The following is a 23,898-nucleotide window of genomic DNA, read 5'->3' on the forward strand; positions in this document are numbered from 1 at the left end:
GAGCCGCCGTATGCGCATCACGATCGCCCGCTCGCAGTCCGCGCCGTCGGAGGCCGAGAGAGAACTGCGGTCGCTGCACCAGTGGTTGCGGGACGACGACCGCGTACGGCGCCACGCACGCGTGGAGTGGGGCGGCGCCGAGCCCGCTCCCGGGACGATGGGCTCGGCGCCCGAGTACGTCCTGCTGGCCGTGGAGTCCGGCGTCCAGCTGGCCGGCCTCGCCCTGGCCTGGTTCACCTGGCGCGGCACGCACCCCCGGCCGCCCGCCGTCACCTTCGAGCACGAGGGCGTGACGGTGACCCTGGACGGGCAGGACCCCGAGACCGCGGCCCGGCTGCTCGAATCCCTGACCCGCGACGCCCGCCGCGCAGCCCAGGACGCTCCCGCCGCACCGCCCACCTCGGCGTCTCCCTCGGCACCTCCCTCGGCCCCCACCGCGGCGGACGGCGACGCCGGGGCATGACGGTGTCCGGCCCGCCCGCCGACCCCCAGCGGTCGAGCGCGGTACTCATCGGCGTCAGCACGTACGCCCACCTGCCCGGGCTCCCCGCCGTACGGACCAACCTGGCCGACCTCCAGGACCAGTTGCGGGACCCCGCGGTGTGGGGGCTGCCCGCCGAGCGCTGCCACCTCGTCCACGACCCGGCCGGCGGTTCGGCCGCCATCGCGCCGCTGCGGCACGCCGTCGAGGCGGCCACCGACACCCTGGTGGTGTACTTCGCGGGCCACGGACTGGTCGACCCCGACCGCGGCGACCTGTGGCTCGCACTGCCCGGCACCCGCCCCGGCGAGGTCGACACGGTCATGCCGTACGACTGGGTCCGCCGCGAGCTGCTGCGCAGCCGCGCCGAACGGGTCCTCGTCGTCCTCGACTGCTGCTACAGCGGCCGCGCCCTGGGGTCGATGGGCGCCGCCCACGCCACCGCGGAACTGGCCAACGGCGCGGAGGCCGCGGGTACGTACCTGATCGCCTCGGCGAGCGAGTCCTCCCAGGCCCTCGCCCCGCCCGGAGCCCGCAACACCGCCTTCACCGGAGAGCTGCTCTCCCTGCTGGAGCACGGCATCCCCGACGGTCCCGAGCTGCTCCGCCTCGACGACCTGTACACCCTGCTCGCCGGGGCCCTGCGGGCCCGCTCCTGGCCGGAGCCGCAGGCACGGGTCCGCAACACCGCGGGCCGGCTGCCCCTGTTCCGCAACCGGGCACACGTACCGCCGCGCCCCGCCGAACAGTTGATCGCCCACCGCTACCGCCCGCTCGACGGGGCCCTGTTCGCCGACGAGGACGCCACCACCCTGGCCGCCCGGGACGTCCTGCTCGACCGGCTGGTCGGCATCCGGATCATGCGCCCCGAGAGCGCCGCCGACCCCGCCCGGCGGGAGGCCTTCGCCGCGATGCTGCGCGCCCGGGCCCGGCTGGCCCATCCCTCGCTCGCCGTCGTCCTGGACCTCGGTGAGACCGAGGTCCAGGGCATGCGCTGCCCCTACGCTGTCACCGAGGGGCTCGAAGGGGTCGCGCTCGACAGCTGGTGCTCCGGCCCGCGCGACCTCGGACGGACGGTACGCGCCTGCTCGGACATCCTCGGAGCGCTCGACGAGGCCCATCGCAACGGGCTGGCCGACTGGTACCTCGATCCCGGCCGGATCCGGGTCGTGGCCGGACACGTGAAAGTCGTCGACTGCCGCACCGGCCTCCCCTCGCCGGCCGCCCGCGCGGACGACCTGCGCAAGGTGGCCGCCTGCGCCCATCAGCTGCTCACCGGCGGTGCCCGCCCGCCGGACCGCGCGGGACCGCCCCCGGCCGTTCCGGCCGGGATCCCCGACGGGCTCGCCATCGTGCTGGGCGATGCGTGGTACGGCCGGTTCGGCAGCGCCGCCGCGATGCGCGACGCGCTGGAGTGGGCCCTGCTCACGCCCCCGAGCCCGCGGCCGGCTCACAGCCCGGCGACGGTCGCGCCGGCCCCGCCGGCCCCCGCGGTCGCGCCGCGCCCCCGGCAGGTCATCCCGCCCCGGCCGACGGTGCCGCCCACGACGGGCTCCCTCGCGATGGAGTTCGCCGCCGGATCGCACAAAGGCCTGCTCCGCAAGGTGAACGAGGACTCCGGCTACGCCGGCCCCCGGCTACTGGCCGTCGCCGACGGCGCGGGTGCGGCGGAGGCCGGCGAGGTCGCCAGCTCCGAGGTCATCGCCTCCGTCGTCCAGCTCGACGACGACGTCCCCGGCTCCGACCTCCTCACCTCGCTCGGCATCGCCGCGCAGCGCGCCAACGACCAGCTGCGCGCCCTGATCGAGGAGGACCCGCGGCTCGACGGTATGACCACCACGCTCACCGCCCTGTTGTGGACCGGCCGGCGCCTGGGCCTGGCGCACGTCGGCAACTCCCGCGCCTACCTGCTGCGCGACGGCCTCCTCACCCAGATCACCCAGGACCACACGGAGGTGCAGCGCCTCGTCGACGAGGGCCGCATCACCGAGGAGGAAGCCGCCACCCATCCCCGGCGCTCCCTGCTCATGCGCGCGCTCGGCAGCGTCGGGCAGGTCGAGCCCGACCTCTCCGTCCGCGAGGTGCGCGTCGGCGACCGCTACCTGGTCTGCTCCGACGGACTGTCCGGCGTCGTCCCCGACCAGGCCATGACCGATGTCCTGGCCGCCCGTCTCGGGCCCCACGAGACCGTGCCGGCCCTGATCGAGCTCGCCCTACGCGCCGGCGGACCCGACAACATCACCTGCATCGTCGCGGACATCGGTGCCGGCGGCCGGTTCGCCGCCGGCACCCCGATCGTGGTGGGCGCCGTCGCCGAAGGCGATCAGGACCGCTGACCCACTACCGGCGCCCGGCTACTCGAACGTGTAGGGGCGGGTGATGATCTCCATGCCGTGGCCGGACGGGTCCAGGAAGTACACGCCCCGGCCGCCGTGGTGGTGGTTGATCTCGTTCGGCTGCTTCAGGTGCGGATCGGCGTAATACGTGATCCCGCGCGCCTTCAGACGCGCGAACGCCGCGTCGAACTCCTCGTCGGAGACCAGGAACGCGTAGTGCTGCATCGTGATGGACTCCGCCGGAATGGTCGCGAAGTCCAGGGTGACGCCGTTGCTGGTGTCGACGGGGATGAACGGGCCCCACGCGGGCCCGACCTCGAGAGCGAGGATGTGCGCCAGGAAGGCGGCGGATTCCCGGTTGTCACGGGAGTGAATGATGGTGTGGTTGAGCTCGACTGCCATGAGTCAATGCCTCCGAAGGGCATCTCGCGGTCACCTCCATGCCTCACCCAGCCGGTGACCGACACGCGATGCCGCTGACCTTGATCCTATGGGCACGGCCCCGTTCCCGTCGAGTGCGGCGACAATCGGACCGAGCCGACCGAAGCGACCGGGCCGACCGGGCCGACCGAAGCGACCGAAGAGTGGGAACGAAGTGAAGCGAACGAGCAGCCGCCTCGCCGACGGCCGCGAGATCATCTACTACGACTCGGACGACGGCGCCGCCCGCGCCGTCCCCGACCCCCGACCCCTCGACGCGCCCGCCCCCGTCTCCGAGGTCCGCCGCGACCCGCTGCTCGGCGACGCGGTCGTCATCGCCGGCCACCGCCAGCAGCGCACGTACCACCCGCCCGCCGACCAGTGCCCGCTGTGCCCCTCCACCCCGCTCCGGGCCGGCGAGATCCCGGCCCCGGACTACGAGGTGGCCGTCTTCGAGAACCGGTTCCCCTCCCTCGCCGGCGCCACGGGCCGCTGCGAGGTCATCTGCTTCACCTCCGACCACCACACCTCCTTCGCCGAACTCGACGAGGAGCGGGCCGCGCTGGTGCTGGCCGCCTGGACCGACCGCACGGCCGAACTCGCCGCCCTGGACGGCGTCCGCCAGGTCTACTGCTTCGAGAACCGGGGCGCCGAGATCGGTGTCACCCTGGGCCACCCCCACGGCCAGATCTACGCCTTCCCCTTCACCACCCCGCGCACCGCGCGCATGCTCGCCACCGTCGCCGCCCACCGCGCCCGCACCGGCGGCAACCTCTTCGACGAGGTCCTCGCCGCCGAGCGCGGCCAGGGCACCCGGGTGGTCCTGGAGAGCGAGCACTGGACGGCCTTCGTGCCGTACGCCGCGCGCTGGCCGTACGAGGTCCACCTCTACCCCCACCGCCGGGTCCCCGACCTGCCCGCCCTGGACGAGGCGGCCCGCGCCGAGTTGCCGGGCGTGTACCTGGAACTCCTGCGCCGCTTCGACCGCCTCTTCGGCACGGCCGCGCCCACCCCGTACATCTCCGCCTGGCACCAGGCACCGGCGGGGGAGGGGCGGGCGGACTTCGCGCTCCACCTGGAGCTGTTCACCGTCCGGCGCACCGCCGACAAACTCAAGTACCTGGCCGGCACCGAGTCCGGCATGGAGGCCTTCATGAACGACGTCCGGCCCGAGGACGCGGCCGCGCGGCTGCGGGAGGTGGCGACCCGATGCACGGGCTGACGGATCCGGCGGCACGGACCGCCGAGGAGTTCCGGGCGCTGTACGGGAGCCCTCCCGAGGGCGTGTGGGCCGCCCCCGGCCGGGTCAACCTCATCGGCGAACACACCGACTACAACGACGGCTTCGCCCTCCCCTTCGCCCTCCCGCAGCGCACGTACGCCGCCGTCTCCCGGCGCACCGACGGCCTGCTGCGGCTGCACTCCGCCGACCGTCCCTCGGGCGTGGTCACCCTCGGCCCCGCCGGTCTCGACCCGGCGCGCCCGCCCCGTGGCGCCGACAGCTGGGCCGCGTACCCGGCCGGCGTGGTGTGGGCGCTGCGGGAAGCCGGCCTGGCCGTCGGCGGCCTGGACCTGCACGTGCGCTCCGAGGTACCGGCCGGCGCCGGACTGTCCTCCTCCGCCGCCCTGGAGGTCGCCACCGCGCTCGCCGCCGGCGACCTGTACGGGCCGGCCCTCGACCGTCTCGAACTGGCGCGCCTGGCCCGCCGGGCCGAGAACGACTACGTCGGCGTGCCCTGCGGGATCATGGACCAGATGGCTTCGGCCTGCGCCACCGACGGGCACGCCCTGCACCTGGACACCCGCACGCACGAGGTCCGTCCCATTCCGTTCGACTGCGCGGCGGCGGGCCTGCGGCTGCTGGTCATCGACACCCGCGTGCACCACGACCTGGCGGACGGCGCGTACGCCCGCCGCCGTGCCTCCTGCCACGAGGCGGCCGCCCTCCTCGGTGTCGGGGCCCTGCGCGACGTGCCCATCGGCGGGCTCGACACGGCGCTGGCCCGGCTCACCGACCCGGAGCTGCGCCGGCGCGTGCGCCACGTCGTCACCGAGAACGCCCGCGTCGTCGCCGTCGAGGAGCTCCTGCGCGCCGGGCGGCTGCGTGAGACCGGTCCGATCCTCGACGCGGGCCACGCCTCGCTGCGCGACGACTACGAGGTGTCCTGCCCGGAGCTCGACCTGGCGGTGGCCACCGCCACGGCGGCCGGAGCCCACGGTGCCCGGATGACCGGCGGCGGCTTCGGCGGCTCGGCCCTCGCGCTCGTGGACGCGGACGCCGAGGCCGCGGTCGCGCAGGCGGTGACCGGGGCGTTCGCCGCGGCGGGCCACACCCCGCCGCGCATCACCACGGCCGCCCCCGCGGCCGGCGCCCGCCGCCTGCGCTGACCCGGGCGCTGCACGGGCGGACGTCCTGGCGCCGGAGCCTTAATTCCGGCGACAGGGCATGGCCCCGGCAGCGATCATGTACACCCCACACGTCGCAACTGGAGGAACGAACCCCGTGCGCCATCTCCCCCTCGGCAGTTCAGGTCTGCGCGTGTCCGCCGTCGGCCTCGGCTGCAACAACTTCGGCGGCCGCCTCGACGCGCGGGCCACCCGTACCGTTGTCGACGCCGCCCTCGACGCGGGCATCACCCTCTTCGACACCGCCGACATCTACGGCAACCGCGGCGGCTCCGAGGAACACCTCGGGCAGGCCCTCAAGGGCCGCCGCGACCAGGTGGTCCTCGCCACCAAGTTCGGTTACGCGGGCATGGACATGGAGTACGGGCCCGCCGCCGGATCCCGCGGCGGGCGCGCCTACGTCCGGCGTGCCGTCGAGGCGTCGCTGCGCCGCCTGGGCACCGATCACATCGACCTCTACCAGCTGCACAGCCCCGACCCCGGCACCCCCATCGCCGAGACCCTGGCCGCGCTGACCGAGCTGGTCGCCGAGGGCAAGGTCCGTTACATCGGCCACTCCAACTTCAGTGGCTGGCAGCTCGCCGAAGCGGCCCACGTCGCCCGCGAGACGGGCGCCGCCCCCTTCGTCTCGGCGCAGAACCAGTGGTCGCTGCTGGAACGCGGCGTGGAGCAGGAGCTGGTCCCGGCCGCCGTGCACTACGGCGTCGGGGTGCTGCCCTACTTCCCGCTCGCCAACGGCCTGCTGACCGGCAAGATCCGGCGCGGCGCGCCGGTTCCGGCCGGTTCCCGGCTCGAAGGGCGCGACTCCTACCTGACCGAGGAGCGCCTGGACACCGTCGAGGCGCTGGCCGCGCTCGCCGACGAGCACGGCCGCAGCGTGCTGGAGCTGGCCATCGGCTGGCTCAGCGCCCAGCCCGGCTGCGCGTCGGTGATCGCCGGCGCCACCTCCGCCGAGCAGGTACGGGCCAACGCGGCCGTAGCGGACCGTCCGCTCGACGCCGAGCTGCTGGCCGACATCGCTCAGCTGGCACAGACCGCCGGGGCGCGGCGCGAGGGGGGCGGCCGATGAAGGGACCGCTGCGCTGCGCGATCCTCGACGACTACCAGGAGGCCGCGACCACCCTCGCCGACTGGTCCCCGCTCGAGGGCCGGGTGGAGACGGTGGTCTTCTCCGACCACCTCTCGCACGAGGAGTGGCTGGCCGCCCGCCTGGCCGACTTCGACATCGTCGTCACCCTCCGCGAACGGGTCCCCTTCCCCGCCGGCCTGTTCGACCGGCTGCCCCGGCTGAAGCTGCTGGTCGCCAGCGGCATGCGCAACTCGGTCATCGACTACGCGGCCGCACGCCGGTGCGGCGTCGTGGTGTGCGGTACGGCGAGTTCGTCCACCCCGCCCGTCGAACTCACCTGGGCCCTGCTGCTGGGCCTGGCCCGCGGCATCGTCCCGGAGAACGCCGCCGTGCGCTCCCACGGCCCCTGGCAGAGCACGCTCGGCGCCGACCTGCACGGCAGCCGCCTGGGCCTGCTGGGCCTCGGCAAGATCGGCAGCCGGGTCGCCAGGGTCGGCCTGGCGTTCGGGATGGACGTCGTCGCCTGGAGCCGGAACCTCACGAAGGAGCGGGCCGAGGAGGTCGGCGTGGACCTGGCCGGCTCACCGGACGAACTGCTGGAGACCAGCGACTTCGTCTCGGTGCACCTCGCCCTCGGCGACCGCACCCGGGGCCTGATCGGCCGCCGCGAACTGGCCCGTATGAAGCCGACCGCCTACCTGGTCAACACCTCGCGCGCGGCCATCGTCGACCAGCAGGCGCTGCTCGAAGCCCTGCACGCGGGCACGATCGCGGGCGCCGGCATCGACGTCTTCGACGCCGAGCCGCTGCCCGGTGACCATCCGATGCGCAGTGCGCCCCGGCTGCTGGCCACCCCGCACCTCGGCTACGTCACCCGCGGCAACTACGCGACGTACTACGGCGAAGCCGTCGAGGACATCCGGGCGTTCCTCGACGGCTCCCCCGTCCGCGTCCTGGGCTGAGCGCCCGGGGACGGCCGCCGCCGTCCCCGGGCACCGCCCGGGGTTCTCCCGTCAGGACACGATGTCCTTGCGGGAGAACCCCCGGAAGGCGAGCGCGAACAGCACCAGCGCGTAGCTGACCGACACCGCCGTGCCCTTGATCATCCCGCCCCACTCCAGCTGCGGCTGGAGCGCGTCGGCCCAGGCGAACTGCCAGTGCGCGGGCAGGAAATCACGCCAGTCGCCGAGCGCGGTCACCGCGTCCAGCACGTTGCCGACGATCGTCAGCCCCACCGCGCCGCCGACGGCGCCCAGCGGCGCGTCCGTCCGCGTCGACAGCCAGAACGCCAGCCCGGCCGTCACCAGCTGCGACACGAAGATGTACGCCACCACCAGCGCGAGCCGTCCCACGGTGTCCCCGGCCGCCAGTTCGCCGCCCGTCGGCAGCTTCAGCGGCCCCCAGCCGTACGCGACCGTGCCGGCCGCCAGTGCGACCACCGGCAACAGCACCATCGCCGCCAGGCTGAACCCGAGCGCCACCACCAGCTTGCTCCACAGCAGCCGCGCCCGCGGCACCGGTGAGGCCAGCAGGTAGCGCAGCGAGGACCAGCTCGCCTCGGACGCCACCGTGTCGCCGCAGAACAGCGCCACGGGGATCACCAGCAGGAAGCCCGCCGAGACGAACAGACAGGTCGCCGCGAAGTTCGCGCCCGACGCCGTCGCCGTGTCGATCAGCGTGATCCGGTTGCCGCCGTCCGGGCCGCCGTCGGGGCCGCCGCCCACCGCGAACGCGACGATCAGGACGAACGGCAGGGCCGCCAGGATCCCGCCCATCACCAGCGTCCGCCGCCGGCGCCACTGCCGCAGCGCCTCCACGCGCAGCGGCAGCGTCCGCCCCGGGCTGTACCCGGGAGCCGTGTCCAGCGCCGTCATGCCGAGCCTCCGATCAGGGTGAGGAACGCGTCCTCCAGCCGGCGGTGCGGTCCCACACCGGTCACCGGCACCTCCAGCCGTACGAGTTCCGCGATCAGCTCGGCGGCCGAGGCGCCCTCCAGCCGGACCAGCAGTCCGTCGTCGGCCGCCACCACCGATCCGACGCCCTCCAGCGCCGCGATCTTCTCCAGCACCACCTCGCCGACCGCGCCACCGGCCAGGGTGACCAGCAGCGTGTCGCCACCCCCGGTGATCTCCGCGACCGGGCCCGCGGCCACCTTCTGCCCGCGGTCCATGACCACCAGGTGCGTGCAGGACTGCTCGACCTCCGACAGCAGGTGGCTGGAGACGATCACCGTCCGGCCGCCGGCCGCGTACCGGATCATCACGTCCCGCATCTCACGGATCTGCGGCGGGTCCAGACCGTTCGTCGGCTCGTCCAGGATCAGCAGGTCCGGCAGGCCGAGCATGGCCTGGGCGATGGCGAGCCGCTGCCGCATGCCCTGCGAGTACGTGCGCACCGCCCGTTCCAGCGCGTCGCCGAGCCCGGCGATCTCCAGCGCCTCGGCCATGTGCGAGTCCTGTTCCGGCCGGCCGGTCGCCTGCCAGTACAGCTCCAGGTTGGCGCGCCCCGACAGGTGCGGCAGGAAGCCGGCACCCTCCACGAAGGCCCCGACCCGCGACAGCACCGGCGCTCCGGGCCGCACCGGGTGCCCGAACACCCGGATCTCGCCGGCGTCCGGCGTGATCAGGCCCATCAGCATCCGCAGGGTGGTGGTCTTGCCCGCGCCGTTGGGTCCGAGCAGGCCCAGCACCTGCCCCTTCTCCACCCGGAACGACAGGTCCCGTACCGCGTACCGGTCCTGCGCCTTCGCGTACCGCTTGGTCAGCCCACTGATCTCCAGCGGTACGTCGTCCCGCGCGCCGTCCGGCTCCGGGACGCGCTCGCCGGCCCCCGCCGCGCCGCCGCGCCTGCGGACGAGCAGCAGCCCGGCCGCCAGGGCCGTGGCACCGAGGGGCAGCCCCCACGTCCAGGCGGGCAGCCCGGCCGAGGCCGTCGTCACGTCCCCGGCGACCGGCACCACGAGGGTGCTCGTGACGTCGACCGTGTACGTCGCCGGGGCCGCCGGGGTGGCGTAGCCGAGGTCGGTGGCCGAGACCACCAGCCGCAGCCGGTGGCCGGCCTGCACCTCGTGGTCGACGGCGGGCAGGGTGAGCTTCACGGTGGTGCCCGCGCCCGCGTTCTTCACGCGGACCGGTGCGACCAGCTGACGGGGGAGCACCTGCTGCCCCCCGTCGGGCCCCACGTCGTACACCTTGCCGAAGAGCACCGCCGAGCCGTCGGCAGCCGTCGACCTCACCTTCAGGGTGACGGTCGGGGCGCCCGTGACGCGCAGGGCGCTGTCGAGCGGGGCCGAGTCGAAGCGGGCGAACTGGCCGGGGAAGTCCAGGGCGAACCCGGTCCCCAGCGCCGAGAGCTGGCCGCCGATCCCCGGAAGCGCGGACAGCGCGGGCGGCGCGCCGCCCGGCGGATTGGCGAAGCTCTGCTCGCGGCCGCTCAGCGCGATCTCCCGCGGCCCGGCGGACAGCCCCGGATAGCGGTCGGAGCTCGCGCCGCGCAGTTTGATCTCGCCGTCGGTGGAATCGATGCCACCGGTGCGCGCGACCCGGAACGCCGGACCGGTGTCCACGCTCTCGTCGTCCTTGAGGTAGCGGTCGAACCAGGCGGTGGTCCGGTCCTGGAGCCGGCCGGTCTCGGTGACGCCGCCGTCGTGGCCGCCCGCCGTCCAGTCCACCGCGACCGGCGCTCCGTTCGCGGCGATGGCCCTGGCCATGGCGTCGGACTGGTCCAGCGGGAAGAGGGAGTCGCTCTGGCCCTGGACGATCAGCGTCGGCACCTTGATGCGGTCACCGACCGCCGAGGGGCTGCGCCGTTCCAGCAGTTCGCGGGCCTGCGGGTCCGGTGCGCCGGCCACGGCCACCCGCTCGTACATGGCGCACAGCTCGGGCTGGAAGCGTCCGCAGCCGGGCGCCGCCGCGGGGGCGGCGTCCCCGGGGGCGGGACCGGATTCGGGCGCGGTGGCCGCGCCCGGTCCGCCCGGACCGGCGAGTCCGATCCCACCGGCCGATCCGCTGGTGAAGAACACCCCGGCCCACAGCTTCTTGAACACGCCGTTCGGGAACAGCGCGTCCGCGAGGTTCCAGTACGTGATCTGCGGAGCGATCGCGTCCACCCGCCGGTCGTACCCGGCGGCCAGCAGCGAGATCGCCCCGCCGTAGGAGCCGCCGGCCATGCCCACCCGGGGATCGCCGTCCGCGTCGAGCCGTACGCCGGGCTGCTTCGCCAGCCAGTCGATGAGCCGCGAGACGTCCTTGACCTCGGCCTCGGGGTCGTTCAGCCCGATCCGGCCGCCCGAGCGGCCGAACCCGCGCGCGGACCAGGTCAGCACGGCGTACCCGTCGCGCGCGAGCTCTTCGGCGTACTCGCGCAGGTCCTCCTTGCTGCCGCCGAAGCCGTGGGCGAGGAGCACGGCGGGCCGTTCCCCCGCGCCCGGCGCGGTGAAGTACGAGGTGTCGATGGCCGCGCCGGGCATCTCCAGCACGGTGTCCTTGCGGTGCACGGGCGGCGGTTCGCCGGACGCGGCGGCGGTCCAGGTGCCGGCCCCCGCGACGACGGCGAGCACGGCCGCGCCGGCGAGGAGGCGGCCGCGCCGGCGCCTGGGCAGTCGGAGCTTCATACGTCGACCCTAATCGGACGGGCCGCCCCGGCCCGATAGCCTCCAGGCGGAACTCCGCACCTTCTCAAGGACTACGCCGCCGCCCGGACGTACCGCACGTGCGGTACACCGCCCCGGGCACGTGGGACACCGCCCAGGCCGCGCGCGCCTCGCCCGACCTGCGCCCCGGGGCGCCGGGAGCGAGGATGGCCGCATGCTGCTGGCCGAGGTCGCGCGCGTGTCCCGGGAGGTCGCCGGCACCTCCGCCCGGTCGCGCAAGGTCGCCCTGCTCGCGGAGCTGTTCGCGGCCGCGCCGCCCGACGAGGCCGGCCTGGTCATCTCCTACCTGGCCGGGCGGCTGCCCCAGGGCCGGCCCGGCATCGGCTGGCGGACCCTGGCCGCCGAGGTCCCGCCGGCGCCGCGGCCGACGCTGACCGTACCGGCCGTGGACGAGGCGGTCACCGCGCTCGCGTCGGTCTCCGGTACCGGAGCGCAGGGGGAGCGGCGCCGGATCGTGGCCGGGCTGCTCGGCGCGGCGACGGCGGACGAGCAGCGCTTCCTGCGCTCCCTGCTCTCCGGCGAGGTCCGCCAGGGGGCGCTGGACGCGGTGGCCCTGGAGGGCGTGGCCGCGGCCGCCGGGGTGCCGGCCGCCGCGCTGCGCCGGGCGGTGATGCTCGACGGCTCGCTGGCCCGGGTGGCACCGGCCGTCCTGGCCGGGGGCACCCCGGCGCTGGGCGGCTTCACCCTGCGGGTGGGCCGGCCGGTGCAGCCCATGCTGGCCGGCACGGCGAAGTCGGTGGCCGAGGCGCTGGAGGCGCTCGGGCCGTGCGCCGTGGAGGAGAAGCTGGACGGCATCCGGATCCAGGTGCACCGCGACGGCGACGAAGTACGGGTCCACACGCGGTCCCTGGACGAGATCACCGACCGGCTGCCCGAGGTCACCGAGCTGGCCCGGGCACTGCCGGGCGACCGGTTCATCCTCGACGGCGAGGTCGTCGGAACGGGTCCGGACGGGCGTCCGGTCCCCTTCCAGGCGGTCGCGAGCCGGGTCGGCTCGCGGACCGACGTGGCGGCGGCCCGCCGGACGCTGGCCGTCACGCCGTACTTCTTCGACGTCCTGGCCGCCGACGGCGAGGTCCTGCTCGACCTGCCGGTCCGCCTGCGGTACGCGGCGCTGGCCCGCCTCGTGCCCGAGGAGGCCCGGGTGCGCCGACTCGTGGTCGAGGACCCGCGGGCGCAGCGGGAGGAGGCCGAGCGGTTCTGGGCCGAGACCCTGCGGCGCGGCCACGAAGGGGTCATGGTCAAGGGGCTGGACTCGGTGTACGCGGCGGGCCGGCGCGGCAAGCACTGGCTCAAGGTCAAGCCGGTGCGCACCCTGGACCTCGTGGTGCTGGCCGCCGAGTGGGGCCACGGGCGGCGCACCGGGCTGCTGTCCAACCTGCACCTGGGCGCACGGGCCGCCGACGGCACGTACGCGATGCTCGGCAAGACCTTCAAGGGGCTCACCGACGAGATGCTGCGCTGGCAGACCGCGCGGCTGGGCGGGCTGGCGACCGACGACGACGGCTTCACCGTACGGGTGCGGCCGGAGCTGGTGGTGGAGATCGCCTTCGACGGCCTGCAGCGTTCCCCGCGCTACCCGGCCGGGGTCGCGCTGCGGTTCGCGCGGGTGCTGCGGCACCGCCCGGACAAGACGGCGGCGGAGGCGGACACGGTGGAGACGGTGCTGGGCACCGAGGAGCCCGTGGGGCCTGAGGAGTCCGTGGGGCCTGGGTGGTCCGTGGGGCCTGAGGGGTCCGTGGGACCCGGGGAGTGAGGACCCCGCACCCGGTTTTGCCTCAGAGGCAAGAGAGATTGCCAGTCAGGCAAGACTCTGGCTCAATCGGAGCATGAACACCGGTCCTGCCCCCGGCCCCGACGACGCGGCCGACGACCTGCCCGCAGTGGCCCCGCAACTGCGCGACCTGCGCCGTCGCGCCGGACTGACCCTGGAGGCCGCCGCCGCGCGGGCCCGGCTCTCGCCCGCCCACCTCTCCCGCCTGGAGACCGGACAGCGCCAGCCGTCGCTGCCCCTGCTCCTCGGCCTCGCCCGCACCTACGGTACGACGGTCTCCGAGCTGCTGGGGGAGACCCCGGCGGTCGCCGATCCCATCGTACGGGCCGGTGGCCCGGGGGCCCGCGAGGCAGACGGCTGGACGTACTGGCAGGCCGGCGGCTCGGGGCGCGGCATGCAGGCGTTGCGCGTACACGTGCCGTACACGCCCGGTCCGGCGGAGCTGGTCCGCGTCCACCCGGGCGAGGAGTGGCTGTACGTCCTCAAGGGCCGGCTGCGGCTGCACCTGGGGGAGGCCGAGTACCTCCTGGAGCCGGGCGACAGCGCGCACTTCGACTCCGCCACGCCGCACCGCATCGGGGCGGCCACCGCCGGCGGGGCCGACCTCCTGTTCGTCCACACCCTGCTGCAGAGCAGTCTCGCCGGGCTGTGCCTGGGCGGCGCCGGCGGTGGCGCCGGCATCCGTCCGTGAGCCCGCACGCCCACCACCGGGCCACCACCACCGAGGGAGAGAACATGTCCGAGGAAGCCCCTTCCGTGCGCCGGCGCATCGAGTCGAAGTTCCCGCGCGGCCTGGTCATCCGGCTGATCGCCTACCTGTTCGTGGGCCACCTCTTCGCCTTCTTCGTCTACCTGCTCTTCGTCCTCGGCGCCAGCCGGCAGTGACGCGGGTCAGGGCGTGGTGGCGGGCTGCTGCATCGTCGAGCAGTGGATGCCCCCGCCGCCGGCCATCAGCCGGTCCACGTCCAGCTGGACCACCTCGCGGCCGGGGAACGCGGCGGCCAGCGCCTGCTTCGCGCCCGCGTCCTTGGCGCGGTCGCCGAACTGGGCGGTGATCACCGCGCCGTTGACCAGGTGGAAGTTGAGGTAGGAGTCCACGAAGTCGGGGCTGTCGGAGCGGACGGTGTCGGGGCCGTCCACGCGCAGCACCGTCAGGCGCCGCCCCCTGGCGTCGGTGGCGGCGGACAGGATCGCGAGCTGCCGGCGGGCGTCGCGGGCCCAGACGTCGGTCCGGTCGGCGGGCGGCACCTGGACCATGACCACGCCCGGCCGGACGAACCGGGAGGTCACGTCGATGTGGTCGTCGGTGATGTCCTGGCCCTTGATGCCGGGCGCCCAGATCATCTTGTCGGCGCCGTAGGCCGCCAGCAGCCGCGCCTCGATCCGGGACCGGCTCATGCCGGGGTTGCGGTTCCTGTTGACCAGGCTGGACTCGGTGGCCATCAGGGTGCCGTCGCCGTCGGTCTCGACGGCGCCGCCCTCGCCGACCAGGTCGGCGGTGGTGAAGCGCAGCTGCTCCCGGGCGGCCAGCCGCCGGGCCACGTCGGCGTCCTTGCGGTGGGTCTGCTTGCCGCCCCAGCCGTTGAAGTTCAGGCCGAGCGCGTCGATCCGGCCCGCGCCGTCGCGGCGGAAGACCGGTGCGCTGTCGCGCATCCAGAGGTCGTCCACGGGGATGGTCGACAGCACGGTGACGCCCGTTCCGCAGCGGGCCCGGGCGGTGGCGGCGGCGCTCTCGTCGGCCGCGCACATCACCACCGGCTCGTAGCGGGCCACCGTACGCGCGATCAGCGCGATGTCCTGCTGGATCCCGGCGAGGTCGGATCCCCAGATGGCGCGGGAGGACGGCCAGGCCATCCAGGTGCGCAGGTGCGGCACCTCGTCGGCGGGCACGGTGGGGCGGGCGGAGCCCTGCGCCGGACGGGCCTCGGCGGAGTACGCGAGGCCGCCCAGGGCCAGGCCGGCGGCCCCGGCGCTCGCGGTGCGCAGCACGGTGCGGAGACCAGTGTTCATGGGGATCTCCTGGGGAGGGAGGCGGACGAGGGGGTGCCACCACACTCGCACTGACTGAAATTTCAGTCAAGGTGTTCGGGTTCCCCCGGCTCCAGCGCCGGGCCGGTCACGCCGCACTGGGTCCGGCACTGCGCGTGCGGGTGCGGCTCGTCCGGCGCGGGGGTGCGGATGGTCGCCCAGGCGAGCGCCGCGCCCAGCACCAGCACCCCGGCACACCACGGCATGGCCCGCCCGAACGCGGCGTCGAACTGGGTGGCCGAGCGGTACGCCTCCGGCCCCATCCCCGCCAGCAGCGGCAGCGCCGCCACCGCCAGCAGTCCGGCCGCGCGGGCCGCCGCGTTGTTGATCCCGCTGGCCAGCCCCGCCCGGCCCGGATCCACCGAGGACAGGACGGTCGAGGTCAGGGGAGCCACCAGGGCCACCATGCCCAGCCCCAGCACCACCAGCGCCGGCAGGACGTCCCTCCCGTACGAGGCCTGCGGCCCGACCCGGAGCATCAGCAGCATCCCGGCGGCGCACAGCAGGGGGCCGACGGTCAGCGGGATGCGTGGACCGATCCGCTCGCCGAGCTCGCCCGAGCGCGCGGAGAGCGTCAGCATCAGCAGGGTGGTCGGCAGCAGCGCGGCCCCGGCCGCCAGCGCCGAGTACCCGCAGACCACCTGGAGCTGGAGCACCACCAGGAAGAAGAAGCCGCCGAAGGCCGCGTACACGCACAGCGTGACCAGGTTGACGGCCGTGAACTGCCGCGAGGCGAAGATGTCGGGCGGGACCATCGGCTCGGCCCGGCGCCGCTCGACCACCACGAACGCCACCGCCAGCACCAGCCCCAGCACCGCCGCCGTGATCACCCACGGCGACCCCGACCGGGCCTCGATCAGCGCGTACGTCACCAGGCCCAGCGAGCTCGCCCCCAGCACCGCGCCCGCCACGTCGAACCGGCCCGCCGCCTGCGGATCCCGGGATTCCGGCACATGACGCAGCGCCACCGGCGCGCACACCGCCGCCAGCGGCACGTTCAGCAGGAACACCCAGCGCCAGCCCGGCCCGTCCACCAGCCAGCCCCCGAGGAAGGGGCCCACCGCCGCGCCCACGCCGCCCAGCCCCGACCACAGCCCCACCGCCCGCCCCCGGTCGTCGGGGTGGATCGACCCCTGGATGATGGCCAGCGACCCGGGGGTGAGCAGCGCTCCGCCGACGCCCTGCAGCGCGCGTGCCGCGATCAGCACCCCGGCGTTCGGCGCGAGCCCGCACAGCAGTGACCCGACGGCGAACCACACCACGCCCACGACGAAGATCCGCCGGCGCCCGTAGCGGTCGCTGAGGGCACCGCCGACCAGGATCAGTCCGGCCAGCGTCAGCAGGTAGGCGTTCACGGTCCACTGCAGGACCGCCAGATCGGCGTCCAGGTCCAGGCCGATCTGCGGCAGTGCGACGTTGACGACGGTCGAGTCCAGCATCGCCATGGTCGAGCCGAGCACGGTGGCGAACAGGATCCACCGGCCGCGCGCGGTCGCGAGCCGGACCTCGGGCGTGTCCATGCCCCCAGGCTGGCCGTCCCGGCCGAAAAGAGCCACTCGGCGGCGCGGAACGCACTCTTGTCGCGGACATGGCGACCGAATGAACATGACGCGCGCACGTCACGCTCGTCATTCCCGCACAACCTGCACACGTCGTACGAGGAGACCCCACGTGGCCCAACGGAACAGACCGTTACGCGCGGCACTCGCCGCCCTCACCTCGCTCCTGCTGCTCCCCCTGGGCGCCGGCGTCGCCGCCGCGGCACCGGACCCCGGTCCCACCCAGGCCGATCGGAAGATCGAACCCAAGCTCCGCGCCCAGCTCGACGACGGCAAGGACAAGGCGGCCTTCTGGGTCTACCTCGACAGCGCCGCCGACCTCACCGCCGCCGGCCAGCAGCAGAGCCGGGCGGGCAAGGCGGAAGCGGTCTACCGGGCCAAGCGGGACCACGCCACCCGCACCCAGGCCGAGCTGCTCAAGGCCCTCGACGGTGCCAAGGCCGAGTACACCTCGTACTGGATCGTCAACGCGGTGCGCGTCGTCGGCGGCAGCAAGCTCGCGACCAGCCTCGCGCAGCGCTCCGAGGTCGCCCGCATCGACGCCGACGACAAGGTGAGCCTGCCCAAGCCCGCCGAGGGCAAGCGGGAGGCCGCCACCGACGCCGTCGAGTGGAACATCGACCGCATCAAGGCGCCCCAGGTGTGGGAGCAGCTCGGGGTGCGCGGCGAGGGCATCGTCGTCGCCAACATCGACAGTGGCGTCGACCACCTGCACCCGGCCGTCAACAACCAGTACCGGGGCAAGAGCGCCGACGGCTCGTACAACCACAACTACAACTGGTTCGACCCGGGCGGTGTCTGCTCGGGCGCCGCACCCTGCGACAACAACGACCACGGCACCCACACCATGGGCACGATGGTCGGTGACGACGGCGGCGCCAACAAGATCGGTGTCGCGCCCGGCGCCAAGTGGATCGCCGCCAAGGGCTGCGAGACCAGCTCCTGCTCCGAGGCCTCGCTGCTCGCCTCCGGCCAGTGGATCGTCGCCCCGACCGACCTCGCCGGCCAGAACCCGCGGCCCGACCTCGCCCCGCACATCGTCAACAACTCCTGGGGCAGCGCGGTCCACGACGACTGGTACCAGCAGATCGTCGACGCCTGGCGCGCCGCCGGCATCTTCCCGGCGTTCTCCAACGGCAACTCCGGCCCCGGCTGCGCCACCAGCGGCTCGCCCGGCGACTACGCCGGCTCCTACAGCTCCGGCGCCTTCGACATCAACAACACGATCGCCTCGTTCTCCTCGCGCGGCGCGGGCCCCGGCGGCATCGTCAAGCCCAACATCGCCGCACCCGGGGTCAACGTGCGCTCCTCCGTGCGCAACGGCGGCTACGGGTCCTTCTCCGGCACCTCCATGGCCTCGCCGCACACCGCCGCGACCGTCGCCCTGATGTGGTCCGCCGCCCCCGCGCTCGAGGGCGACATCGCCCAGACCGAGCAACTGCTCGACGGCACCGCCCAGGACACCGACAACGGCCAGTGCGGCGGCAACGCCGCCGACAACAACGTCTTCGGCGAGGGCCGGCTCGACGCGCTCGCCGCCGTCCAGGCCGCCCCGCGCGGCGCGATCGGCTCCCTCACCGGCACGGTCCGCTCCGGCGACCAGCCCGTCGCGGGCGCCAAGGTCACCGCCGACGGCCCCATCGACCGTACGACGACCACCGCGGCCGACGGCAGCTACCGCTTCCCCTCGCTCTCGGTCGGCGACTACGCCCTGACCGCCGCCAAGTTCGGCTACGGCCAGCAGGCCGGCGCCGCCACCGTGACCGAAGGGGCCACCGCCACCGCCGACTTCACCCTCACCCAGGCCGCGTCCGGCAAGCTCACCGGCACCGTCACCTCGGCCGCCGGGCCCGCCGCGGGCGCCACCGTCACGATCGCCGACACCCCTGTCACGGCGACCGCCGACGCCGCCGGCCGCTTCGAGGTCACGCTGCCCCACGGCACGTACACCGTCCAGGCCGCCCACAGCTCCCGCTGTGTCACCGGCGGCAGCGCGGGCGTGACCGTCGCCGGCGACGCCACCGTCTCCGTCGTCCTGCCCGAGCGCACCGACGGCTACGGCTACGCCTGCGCCACCGCCGGCGACCGCCCGTACCCCGCCGGGGACCGGCAGCTCGCGCTGACCGGCGACAACACCACCGAGCGCGTCGACCTGCCCTTCCCGCTGCCGCTGTACGGCAAGACGTACGGGCAGGCCTGGATCGGCACCAACGGCACCGTCAGCTTCGGCGGCGCGCACACCGGTGACATCAACGGCGACCTGCCGTCGACGGCCACCCCGAACGCCGCGCTCTACCCGTTCTGGGACGACCTGATCGTCGGCGCGGCCGGCAGCGGCTCGGGCGTCTTCACCTCCGTCACCGGCACCGCCCCGCACCGGGCCTACGTGATCGAGTGGCGCGAGGTCGCCCACTGGTCGGCGCAGAGCGAGAAGTTCTCCTTCTCCGCCGCCATCGGCGAGGACGGCAAGGTCACCTACCACTACAAGGGCACCGGAGGCACCGGCATCCGGGGCGGCTCCACCGCCACCGTCGGCGTGGAGAACGCCACCGGTACCGACGCCTTCAAGTACTCCTTCAACACCCCCGTCATCACCGACGGCCTCGCCATCTCCTTCCGCACCACCAAGAGCGGTGTCGTGGCCGGCAAGGTCCTCGACGCCAACGACGGCAACGGCGTCGCCGGCGCCACGGTGACGGTCGGCACCGGCGCGAGCGCGGTCACCACCACCACCGCGGCGGACGGCGGCTACGTCGTCCAGAGCCCCTCGGGCTCGCTGCCGGTCGCGCTGAGCGCCCCGGCGTACGAGTCCGCGCAGACCACCGTGGAGGTGAAGGCGGCCGACGTCACCGCCGTCAGCCAGTCCCTGCGCACGGGCAAGGTGACCCCGTCCAGCGCCGCGGTGGAGGTCGTGCTGCCGCCGAACCAGCTGCGCACCCGCACCCTGGACCTCACCAACCCGGGCCTGGGCACCGCGTTCACGGTGGCCGAGGACGCGCCCTGGCTGACCGTCACCCCGGCCTCCGGCGAGCTGCCGACCGGTGGCAGGGCGGCGCTGACCCTGAAGGTGGACACGGCGGGCCTGCAGCCGGGCACGGTGCTCACCGCCGACCTCAAGGTCAGCTCGGCCAGTGGCCGCACCCCGGTCCGCTCCGTCCCCGTCAAGGTCGTCGTGCCGCGCTACCAGGTGGCCCTCGACGCGGGTGGCGACCACCCGAGCACCGACTCCCTGGGCGACGGCTGGTCCCCGGACCGCAAGTACACCGCCGGGTCCTACGGCTACCAGGGCAACTCGTCGGTGAAGTCCACCGGGCGCGCCATCGCCGGTACGGACGACCAGCGGCTGTTCCGCAACGCCCGTGAGGGCATGTACGAGTACCGCTTCGACAACGTGCCCAACGGCACGTACACCGTCGAGCTCGGCTTCGCCGAGGTCGCCTCCGCCCGCCCGAACAAGCGCGTCTTCGACGTCCTGGCCGAGGGCAAGGAGGTCCTGCCCTCCCTGGACATCGCCCTGGAGGCGGGCTCGTACACGGCGCTGACCCGCAGCTACAAGGTCACGGTCACCGATGGCGTCCTCAACATCCGCTTCGTCGCGCACAGCGGATACGGCAAGCCGCAGATCAACACCCTCCGGGTGACGGACCGGCCCGACCAGAACTAGCCCCGCGAGCGAGCACGACCGCACACAGGGGCGGGGCGACCGGCCACGGTCGCCCCGCCCCGCGCGTCGTTTCCGCCTGCCTACGGGGCCCGGGTCACCTGGAACGCCTCGTCCAGCACCCCCGCGAGCGCGCTGCCGCCCCACTCCTCCACCCGGGCCAGGAAGCCGATGAGCTGCGACTGGACGTCGTACAGCAGGTCCGGCACCAGGTCCTGGCGCAGCGCCACGCACACCTCGCCGTGGGAGACCCGGACCAGCTCGCCCGTGAACTCCAGCTCGGGCACCGGTCCGTGCCCCAGCCACACCGGTTCCTCCCCCTGGGCCAGCGCGGCCCATTCGCGCCAGCTCTCCAGGCCGAAGCAGCAGGAGGGCGGGATGACGGCGCCGGTGGCCACGTCGCGCAGGCGTACGCCGCCCGGGGCGAGCAGCCCGTCGGCGGCCAGCAGCCGCCGGACCAGACCGCCGCCTCGGTCCCCCGGCCCCGCGTCGTTGTGGTCGGCGATCACCGCGAGCGCGGCCGCGACCGCCGCCGGGGTCATGCCTCCGTCGAGCGCCAGCAACTCGCCGCCGTCCTCGGAGACCTCCAGCACCGCATCCATCACCACAGGATCCGCCACCATCACGTCCGCCACGTCCGTCACATCCGCCTCCCGTGCACCCGCCGGGGCGGCATTCGGGTGGCCGCGCCCGCCCGCGGAGGCGGCGCGCCCGGGCAACCGCACCCCGCCCGGCTAACGTCCCGTTTCCATGACCACGCAGACCGACCGCTTCGCCGACCTGCTGGGGTCCGCGGACGCCGCCTGGGCCGTCGGAGATGCCCACGGTACCCGGGCCGCCGGAGCCGCAGGGCCGTTCCGTCAGGACACCCCCGTCGAGGTCGGCGGACTGACCGCCGTCCTCGCCCTCTGGCCCGTCATCGGGGCCCTCGTCGACGAGGGCGCCCTGTCGCTGCACACCCCGCTCTGCGCGTACTGGGACCGTGAGCACCCGCCCGCCGGGACCACCACCCACCAGCTGCTGACCGGTCCGGGCGACGGCGCCCTGACCACCCTCGCCGCGCTCGCCGAGCACCTGACCGGTGAGCCGCTCGCCGATCTGGCGGCCGTACGCGTCTGGCGCCCGCTGGGCATGACCGGCACGACGCTGACCCACACCACCCTGGACGACCTCACCCGCTTCCTGCGGCACCTCACCCAGGAGGGCGGGGACGGCGCGAGCGGAGCGGGAGCCGCGGACGACCAGGACAGTGCGGGCGGCTCGGACGGTGCGGACAGCGCGGGCGGCTCGGACAGTGCGGGCGGCGCGGGCGGCCGCGGACCCGTCGGCCGCGCCTGGATCGCGGACTCGCTGCGCATCCGTACCGGCGAACTCGTCCCCTCCCGCGGACTGCTGTGGCACCCGGCGCCGCGCACCGGCCCCAGCGAGGACATCTGGCGCGCCCCGGCCCCGACGGGCCCCACCCTGTGGCTCTCGCCGCGCCGCGGGCGCTGGGCGGTCCTGCTCACGCACACCCCGGGCCTGCGCGACGCCTTCCGGGCCCTCGCTTTCGATCCGGCGTGATCAACTCCCGGCCATATCCGATCCGTTCGTTCACCGGACACCCCCGGCGCCTCTAGCATGGTGGATCAACCACTCCGGCAGCACGCGGCGATGGGCAGAGACAGCACGATGAAGAAGACCCGCCAGAAGGACCGTGACATACCCGGCCCCCAGTCGCCATGGAACGAGATCGCCCCCGGGCTGTGGATGGGGGGCCATTTCTGGACCGATGCCTCCGGCGAGGTCCAGCCGGCCGTCGTCGGGGCCGAGTTCGACCTCGTGATCAGCCTCTTCACCCTGGACGGGCACGGTCCGGGGTACGACACCGAGCACGTCATCGGCGAGATCCCGGACGGCCCGCTGACCCCGTTGCAGATCCGGACCGTCCAGCGCCTGGCCCGTACGGTGAAGACCGCGATGGACGGGGGACTGATCACGCTGGTGCGCTGCCACTCGGGCTACAACCGGTCCGGCCTGGTGGTCGCCCAGACCCTCATCGACGCCGGCCGCGAGCCGGCGGACGCCATCGACCTGGTCCGCCGGCAGCGCTCGCCGTGGGCCCTGAACAACGAGCTGTTCGAGGACTACCTGACCACGGGCCTGGACGTCGCCGCCCTGCTGGCGGACCTGAGCCCGCGCAACTGACCGGGGCCGCGGGGCACCGGCCCGGCGTTCCTCAGGGGGAGGACGGGGGAAGTGCCGCGAGGGCGGCGCGGGCCCGGCGGGCGATGTCCTGCGGGGTGCCGCGGACGTCGACGGTGACGCCGCGTTCGTCGTCCTGGAGCGGTTCGAGCGTCGCGAACTGCGAGTCCAGCAGGGTGACGGGCATGAAGTGCCCGGTACGGGCGGCCATCCGCCCGGCGATCAGGGCCCGGTCACCGGCCAGGTGGACGAAGACCGCCCCGGGAGCGGCGGCCCGCAGCCGGTCGCGGTACGCGCGCTTGAGGGACGAGGCGGCCACCACCCCGCCCCGGTCGGCGGCGGCGCGGGCCCACGCACCGACGGCATCCAGCCACGGCCACCGGTCGGCGTCGTCCAGCGGCACGCCGGACGCCATCTTCGCGACGTTCGGCGCCGGGTGGAAGGCGTCGCCCTCCGCGTAGGGCAGGCCGAGCGCGGCGGCGAGCAGGCGACCGACGGTCGTCTTTCCCGTACCCGACACACCCATCACCACGATGACCGGTCCGTTGTCCACCCGTGTTCCTCGCTGTCCTCGTCGATATCGGCGGCGCCCGGCACCCCTGTCCGGCCGGTTCGCCGCGGAAGTGTCCGGCGCCCGACTTGTAGGCCCCGTACGGGCGGTGCGATCCTGCCAGGATGACCAATCCCTACGCGCGGCTCGCCGCCGCGGCCGCCGAATGGGACGAACTCAGGCCCCGGCTGGCCCCCACCGCCCTGCGGCAACTGGCCCTGCTCCTGGCCGCGTTACGCCTCGCCAAGGGAGACGCCTCCGAGCGGGCCGCGCTGCTGGCCGCCCGGTTGCTGGGGGAGCAGCTGCCCGACCGGTTCCCCGGTGAGAGCCGGCTCGCCGCCACCGCCACCGCCCCCACCGCGGGCCACCTCGGCTTTGTGGCCGACGACCTGGCGGTTCTCGTCCTCGACGGCCACCGCATGGTCGGCCCGGTCCTCGGCGAGGTCCGTGACCGGCTGCTGGCCGTGCCGGCCGTCGGTGACGCCGAAGCCCTCGAAGGCGGCTGCGACCCGTACGAGCCCGGCCTGATCCGGCTGCGCGGCACCGGCGGGTTCGTCCAGCTGCCGCGCTTTCAGTTCATGGCCGACGGCCGGCCCCGGCCCGTGGTCCGCGAGGTGAACCTGTTGCTCGGCGCCGGGCAGGACCCGTGGGGCGTCGCCGACTGGTGGCTGTCGCCGAACGCCGCCCTGGACGCCGTACCCGCGGACCTGCTGGACGGCCCGGGCGAGGACGCCCTGCTGCCCGCGGCCCGGCACCGCCTCGGGAGCTGACCGCCGCGA

Annotated in this window: 20 protein-coding genes; 13 read left to right on the forward strand and 7 right to left on the reverse strand. The window is 74.5% G+C overall.

All coding sequences use genetic code 11. The features are described 5' to 3' along the window. Positions 1–10 precede the first annotated feature (10 nt). Positions 11–463: an effector-associated constant component EACC1 gene (locus ACZ6KO_RS05900; protein WP_469300492.1), complete on the forward strand. Its 453-nt coding sequence runs from the start codon at positions 11–13 to the stop codon at positions 461–463. Continuing rightward, entirely contained in the window at positions 460–2,817 is a 2,358-nt protein-coding gene (locus tag ACZ6KO_RS05905; RefSeq protein WP_469300496.1) for a caspase, EACC1-associated type, read from the forward strand. The genes ACZ6KO_RS05900 and ACZ6KO_RS05905 overlap by 4 nt, the downstream gene beginning before the upstream one ends. Positions 2,818–2,835: 18 nt before the next feature. On the opposite strand, the gene ACZ6KO_RS05910 is transcribed toward ACZ6KO_RS05905, so the two are convergent. Further along, a complete protein-coding gene (locus ACZ6KO_RS05910) occupies positions 2,836–3,219 on the reverse strand; it encodes a VOC family protein (protein ID WP_469300498.1) in 384 nt (127 codons plus the stop codon). Between the two features lie 193 nt (positions 3,220–3,412). Here ACZ6KO_RS05910 and galT point away from each other — a divergent pair, with 193 nt between their 5' ends. The 4 genes from galT (at position 3,413) to ACZ6KO_RS05930 (ending at position 7,674) form a co-directional block, all read left to right on the forward strand. Then, on the forward strand, positions 3,413–4,459 hold the full coding sequence (gene galT, locus ACZ6KO_RS05915; RefSeq protein ID WP_469300501.1) for a galactose-1-phosphate uridylyltransferase: 1,047 nt from the start codon (positions 3,413–3,415) through the stop codon (positions 4,457–4,459). Further along, positions 4,447–5,625, forward strand: a complete 1,179-nt coding sequence (galK, locus tag ACZ6KO_RS05920) for a galactokinase (protein WP_469300502.1) — start codon at positions 4,447–4,449, stop codon at positions 5,623–5,625. The genes galT and galK overlap by 13 nt, the downstream gene beginning before the upstream one ends. A 115-nt stretch (positions 5,626–5,740) precedes the next feature. After that, complete coding sequence (locus ACZ6KO_RS05925) at positions 5,741–6,712, forward strand: aldo/keto reductase (RefSeq protein WP_469300504.1); 972 nt, start codon at positions 5,741–5,743, stop codon at positions 6,710–6,712. Further along, complete coding sequence (locus ACZ6KO_RS05930) at positions 6,709–7,674, forward strand: D-2-hydroxyacid dehydrogenase family protein (protein WP_469300506.1); 966 nt, start codon at positions 6,709–6,711, stop codon at positions 7,672–7,674. The genes ACZ6KO_RS05925 and ACZ6KO_RS05930 overlap by 4 nt, the downstream gene beginning before the upstream one ends. 51 nt (positions 7,675–7,725) lie before the next feature. Here ACZ6KO_RS05930 and ACZ6KO_RS05935 read toward each other — a convergent pair whose 3' ends face one another. Continuing rightward, positions 7,726–8,586, reverse strand: coding sequence for an ABC transporter permease (locus ACZ6KO_RS05935; protein WP_401443603.1), 861 nt, complete (start codon positions 8,584–8,586; stop codon positions 7,726–7,728). Further along, the gene (locus tag ACZ6KO_RS05940; protein WP_469300509.1) at positions 8,583–11,324 is read right to left on the reverse strand and encodes an alpha/beta fold hydrolase; all 2,742 of its coding nucleotides are present in this window, start codon (positions 11,322–11,324) and stop codon (positions 8,583–8,585) included. Before ACZ6KO_RS05940 ends, ACZ6KO_RS05935 begins: the two co-directional genes overlap by 4 nt. 193 nt (positions 11,325–11,517) lie before the next feature. Between ACZ6KO_RS05940 and ACZ6KO_RS05945 the strand changes: the two genes are divergently transcribed. The 3 genes from ACZ6KO_RS05945 to ACZ6KO_RS05955 all read left to right on the forward strand — a co-directional run bounded on the left by ACZ6KO_RS05945 (position 11,518) and on the right by ACZ6KO_RS05955 (position 14,022). Further along, on the forward strand, positions 11,518–13,119 hold the full coding sequence (locus tag ACZ6KO_RS05945) for an ATP-dependent DNA ligase (protein WP_469300511.1): 1,602 nt from the start codon (positions 11,518–11,520) through the stop codon (positions 13,117–13,119). A 73-nt stretch (positions 13,120–13,192) separates the two neighbouring features. After that, on the forward strand, positions 13,193–13,828 hold the full coding sequence (locus ACZ6KO_RS05950; RefSeq protein ID WP_401443611.1) for a helix-turn-helix domain-containing protein: 636 nt from the start codon (positions 13,193–13,195) through the stop codon (positions 13,826–13,828). A gap of 44 nt (positions 13,829–13,872) precedes the next feature. Continuing rightward, positions 13,873–14,022: a DUF6126 family protein gene (locus ACZ6KO_RS05955; protein ID WP_401443614.1), complete on the forward strand. Its 150-nt coding sequence runs from the start codon at positions 13,873–13,875 to the stop codon at positions 14,020–14,022. 6 nt (positions 14,023–14,028) lie between these two features. Here ACZ6KO_RS05955 and ACZ6KO_RS05960 read toward each other — a convergent pair whose 3' ends face one another. Continuing rightward, positions 14,029–15,147 (reverse strand): agmatine deiminase family protein, encoded by a 1,119-nt coding sequence (locus tag ACZ6KO_RS05960; protein WP_469300513.1) that lies wholly within the window; start codon positions 15,145–15,147, stop codon positions 14,029–14,031. Positions 15,148–15,209: 62 nt separating this feature from the next. After that, a complete protein-coding gene (locus tag ACZ6KO_RS05965; protein ID WP_469300516.1) occupies positions 15,210–16,685 on the reverse strand; it encodes an MFS transporter in 1,476 nt (491 codons plus the stop codon). A 151-nt stretch (positions 16,686–16,836) separates the two neighbouring features. Here ACZ6KO_RS05965 and ACZ6KO_RS05970 point away from each other — a divergent pair, with 151 nt between their 5' ends. Next, positions 16,837–20,388 (forward strand): S8 family serine peptidase, encoded by a 3,552-nt coding sequence (locus ACZ6KO_RS05970; protein WP_469300518.1) that lies wholly within the window; start codon positions 16,837–16,839, stop codon positions 20,386–20,388. A gap of 80 nt (positions 20,389–20,468) precedes the next feature. Here ACZ6KO_RS05970 and ACZ6KO_RS05975 read toward each other — a convergent pair whose 3' ends face one another. After that, entirely contained in the window at positions 20,469–21,029 is a 561-nt protein-coding gene (locus tag ACZ6KO_RS05975; protein WP_469300520.1) for a hypothetical protein, read from the reverse strand. A 106-nt stretch (positions 21,030–21,135) separates the two neighbouring features. Here ACZ6KO_RS05975 and ACZ6KO_RS05980 point away from each other — a divergent pair, with 106 nt between their 5' ends. Next, positions 21,136–21,948 carry a hypothetical protein gene (locus ACZ6KO_RS05980; RefSeq protein ID WP_469300522.1) on the forward strand — a complete coding sequence of 271 codons (813 nt, stop codon included), beginning with the start codon at positions 21,136–21,138 and terminating at the stop codon, positions 21,946–21,948. Positions 21,949–22,038: 90 nt separating this feature from the next. Next, positions 22,039–22,572, forward strand: a complete 534-nt coding sequence (locus ACZ6KO_RS05985) for a protein-tyrosine phosphatase family protein (protein ID WP_469300524.1) — start codon at positions 22,039–22,041, stop codon at positions 22,570–22,572. A gap of 31 nt (positions 22,573–22,603) precedes the next feature. On the opposite strand, the gene ACZ6KO_RS05990 is transcribed toward ACZ6KO_RS05985, so the two are convergent. After that, positions 22,604–23,095: a gluconokinase gene (locus ACZ6KO_RS05990; protein WP_469301570.1), complete on the reverse strand. Its 492-nt coding sequence runs from the start codon at positions 23,093–23,095 to the stop codon at positions 22,604–22,606. Positions 23,096–23,244: 149 nt separating this feature from the next. Here ACZ6KO_RS05990 and ACZ6KO_RS05995 point away from each other — a divergent pair, with 149 nt between their 5' ends. After that, positions 23,245–23,889 (forward strand): hypothetical protein, encoded by a 645-nt coding sequence (locus tag ACZ6KO_RS05995; RefSeq protein WP_469300526.1) that lies wholly within the window; start codon positions 23,245–23,247, stop codon positions 23,887–23,889. Positions 23,890–23,898: the final 9 nt, after the last annotated feature.

The organism is Streptomyces sp. NPDC042102 (genome assembly GCF_055582305.1).

Coding starts and splice junctions, on each gene's coding strand:
- ACZ6KO_RS05900 (WP_469300492.1), top strand. CDS start 11: ATGCGCATCACGATCGCCCGCTCGCAGTCCGCGCCGTCGGAGGCCGAG.
- ACZ6KO_RS05905 (WP_469300496.1), top strand. CDS start 460: ATGACGGTGTCCGGCCCGCCCGCCGACCCCCAGCGGTCGAGCGCGGTA.
- ACZ6KO_RS05910 (WP_469300498.1), bottom strand. CDS start 3,219: ATGGCAGTCGAGCTCAACCACACCATCATTCACTCCCGTGACAACCGG.
- galK (WP_469300502.1), top strand. CDS start 4,447: ATGCACGGGCTGACGGATCCGGCGGCACGGACCGCCGAGGAGTTCCGG.
- ACZ6KO_RS05930 (WP_469300506.1), top strand. CDS start 6,709: ATGAAGGGACCGCTGCGCTGCGCGATCCTCGACGACTACCAGGAGGCC.
- ACZ6KO_RS05935 (WP_401443603.1), bottom strand. CDS start 8,586: ATGACGGCGCTGGACACGGCTCCCGGGTACAGCCCGGGGCGGACGCTG.
- ACZ6KO_RS05940 (WP_469300509.1), bottom strand. CDS start 11,324: ATGAAGCTCCGACTGCCCAGGCGCCGGCGCGGCCGCCTCCTCGCCGGC.
- ACZ6KO_RS05945 (WP_469300511.1), top strand. CDS start 11,518: ATGCTGCTGGCCGAGGTCGCGCGCGTGTCCCGGGAGGTCGCCGGCACC.
- ACZ6KO_RS05950 (WP_401443611.1), top strand. CDS start 13,193: ATGAACACCGGTCCTGCCCCCGGCCCCGACGACGCGGCCGACGACCTG.
- ACZ6KO_RS05955 (WP_401443614.1), top strand. CDS start 13,873: ATGTCCGAGGAAGCCCCTTCCGTGCGCCGGCGCATCGAGTCGAAGTTC.
- ACZ6KO_RS05960 (WP_469300513.1), bottom strand. CDS start 15,147: ATGAACACTGGTCTCCGCACCGTGCTGCGCACCGCGAGCGCCGGGGCC.
- ACZ6KO_RS05965 (WP_469300516.1), bottom strand. CDS start 16,685: ATGGACACGCCCGAGGTCCGGCTCGCGACCGCGCGCGGCCGGTGGATC.
- ACZ6KO_RS05980 (WP_469300522.1), top strand. CDS start 21,136: ATGACCACGCAGACCGACCGCTTCGCCGACCTGCTGGGGTCCGCGGAC.
- ACZ6KO_RS05985 (WP_469300524.1), top strand. CDS start 22,039: ATGGGCAGAGACAGCACGATGAAGAAGACCCGCCAGAAGGACCGTGAC.
- ACZ6KO_RS05990 (WP_469301570.1), bottom strand. CDS start 23,095: ATGGGTGTGTCGGGTACGGGAAAGACGACCGTCGGTCGCCTGCTCGCC.
- ACZ6KO_RS05995 (WP_469300526.1), top strand. CDS start 23,245: ATGACCAATCCCTACGCGCGGCTCGCCGCCGCGGCCGCCGAATGGGAC.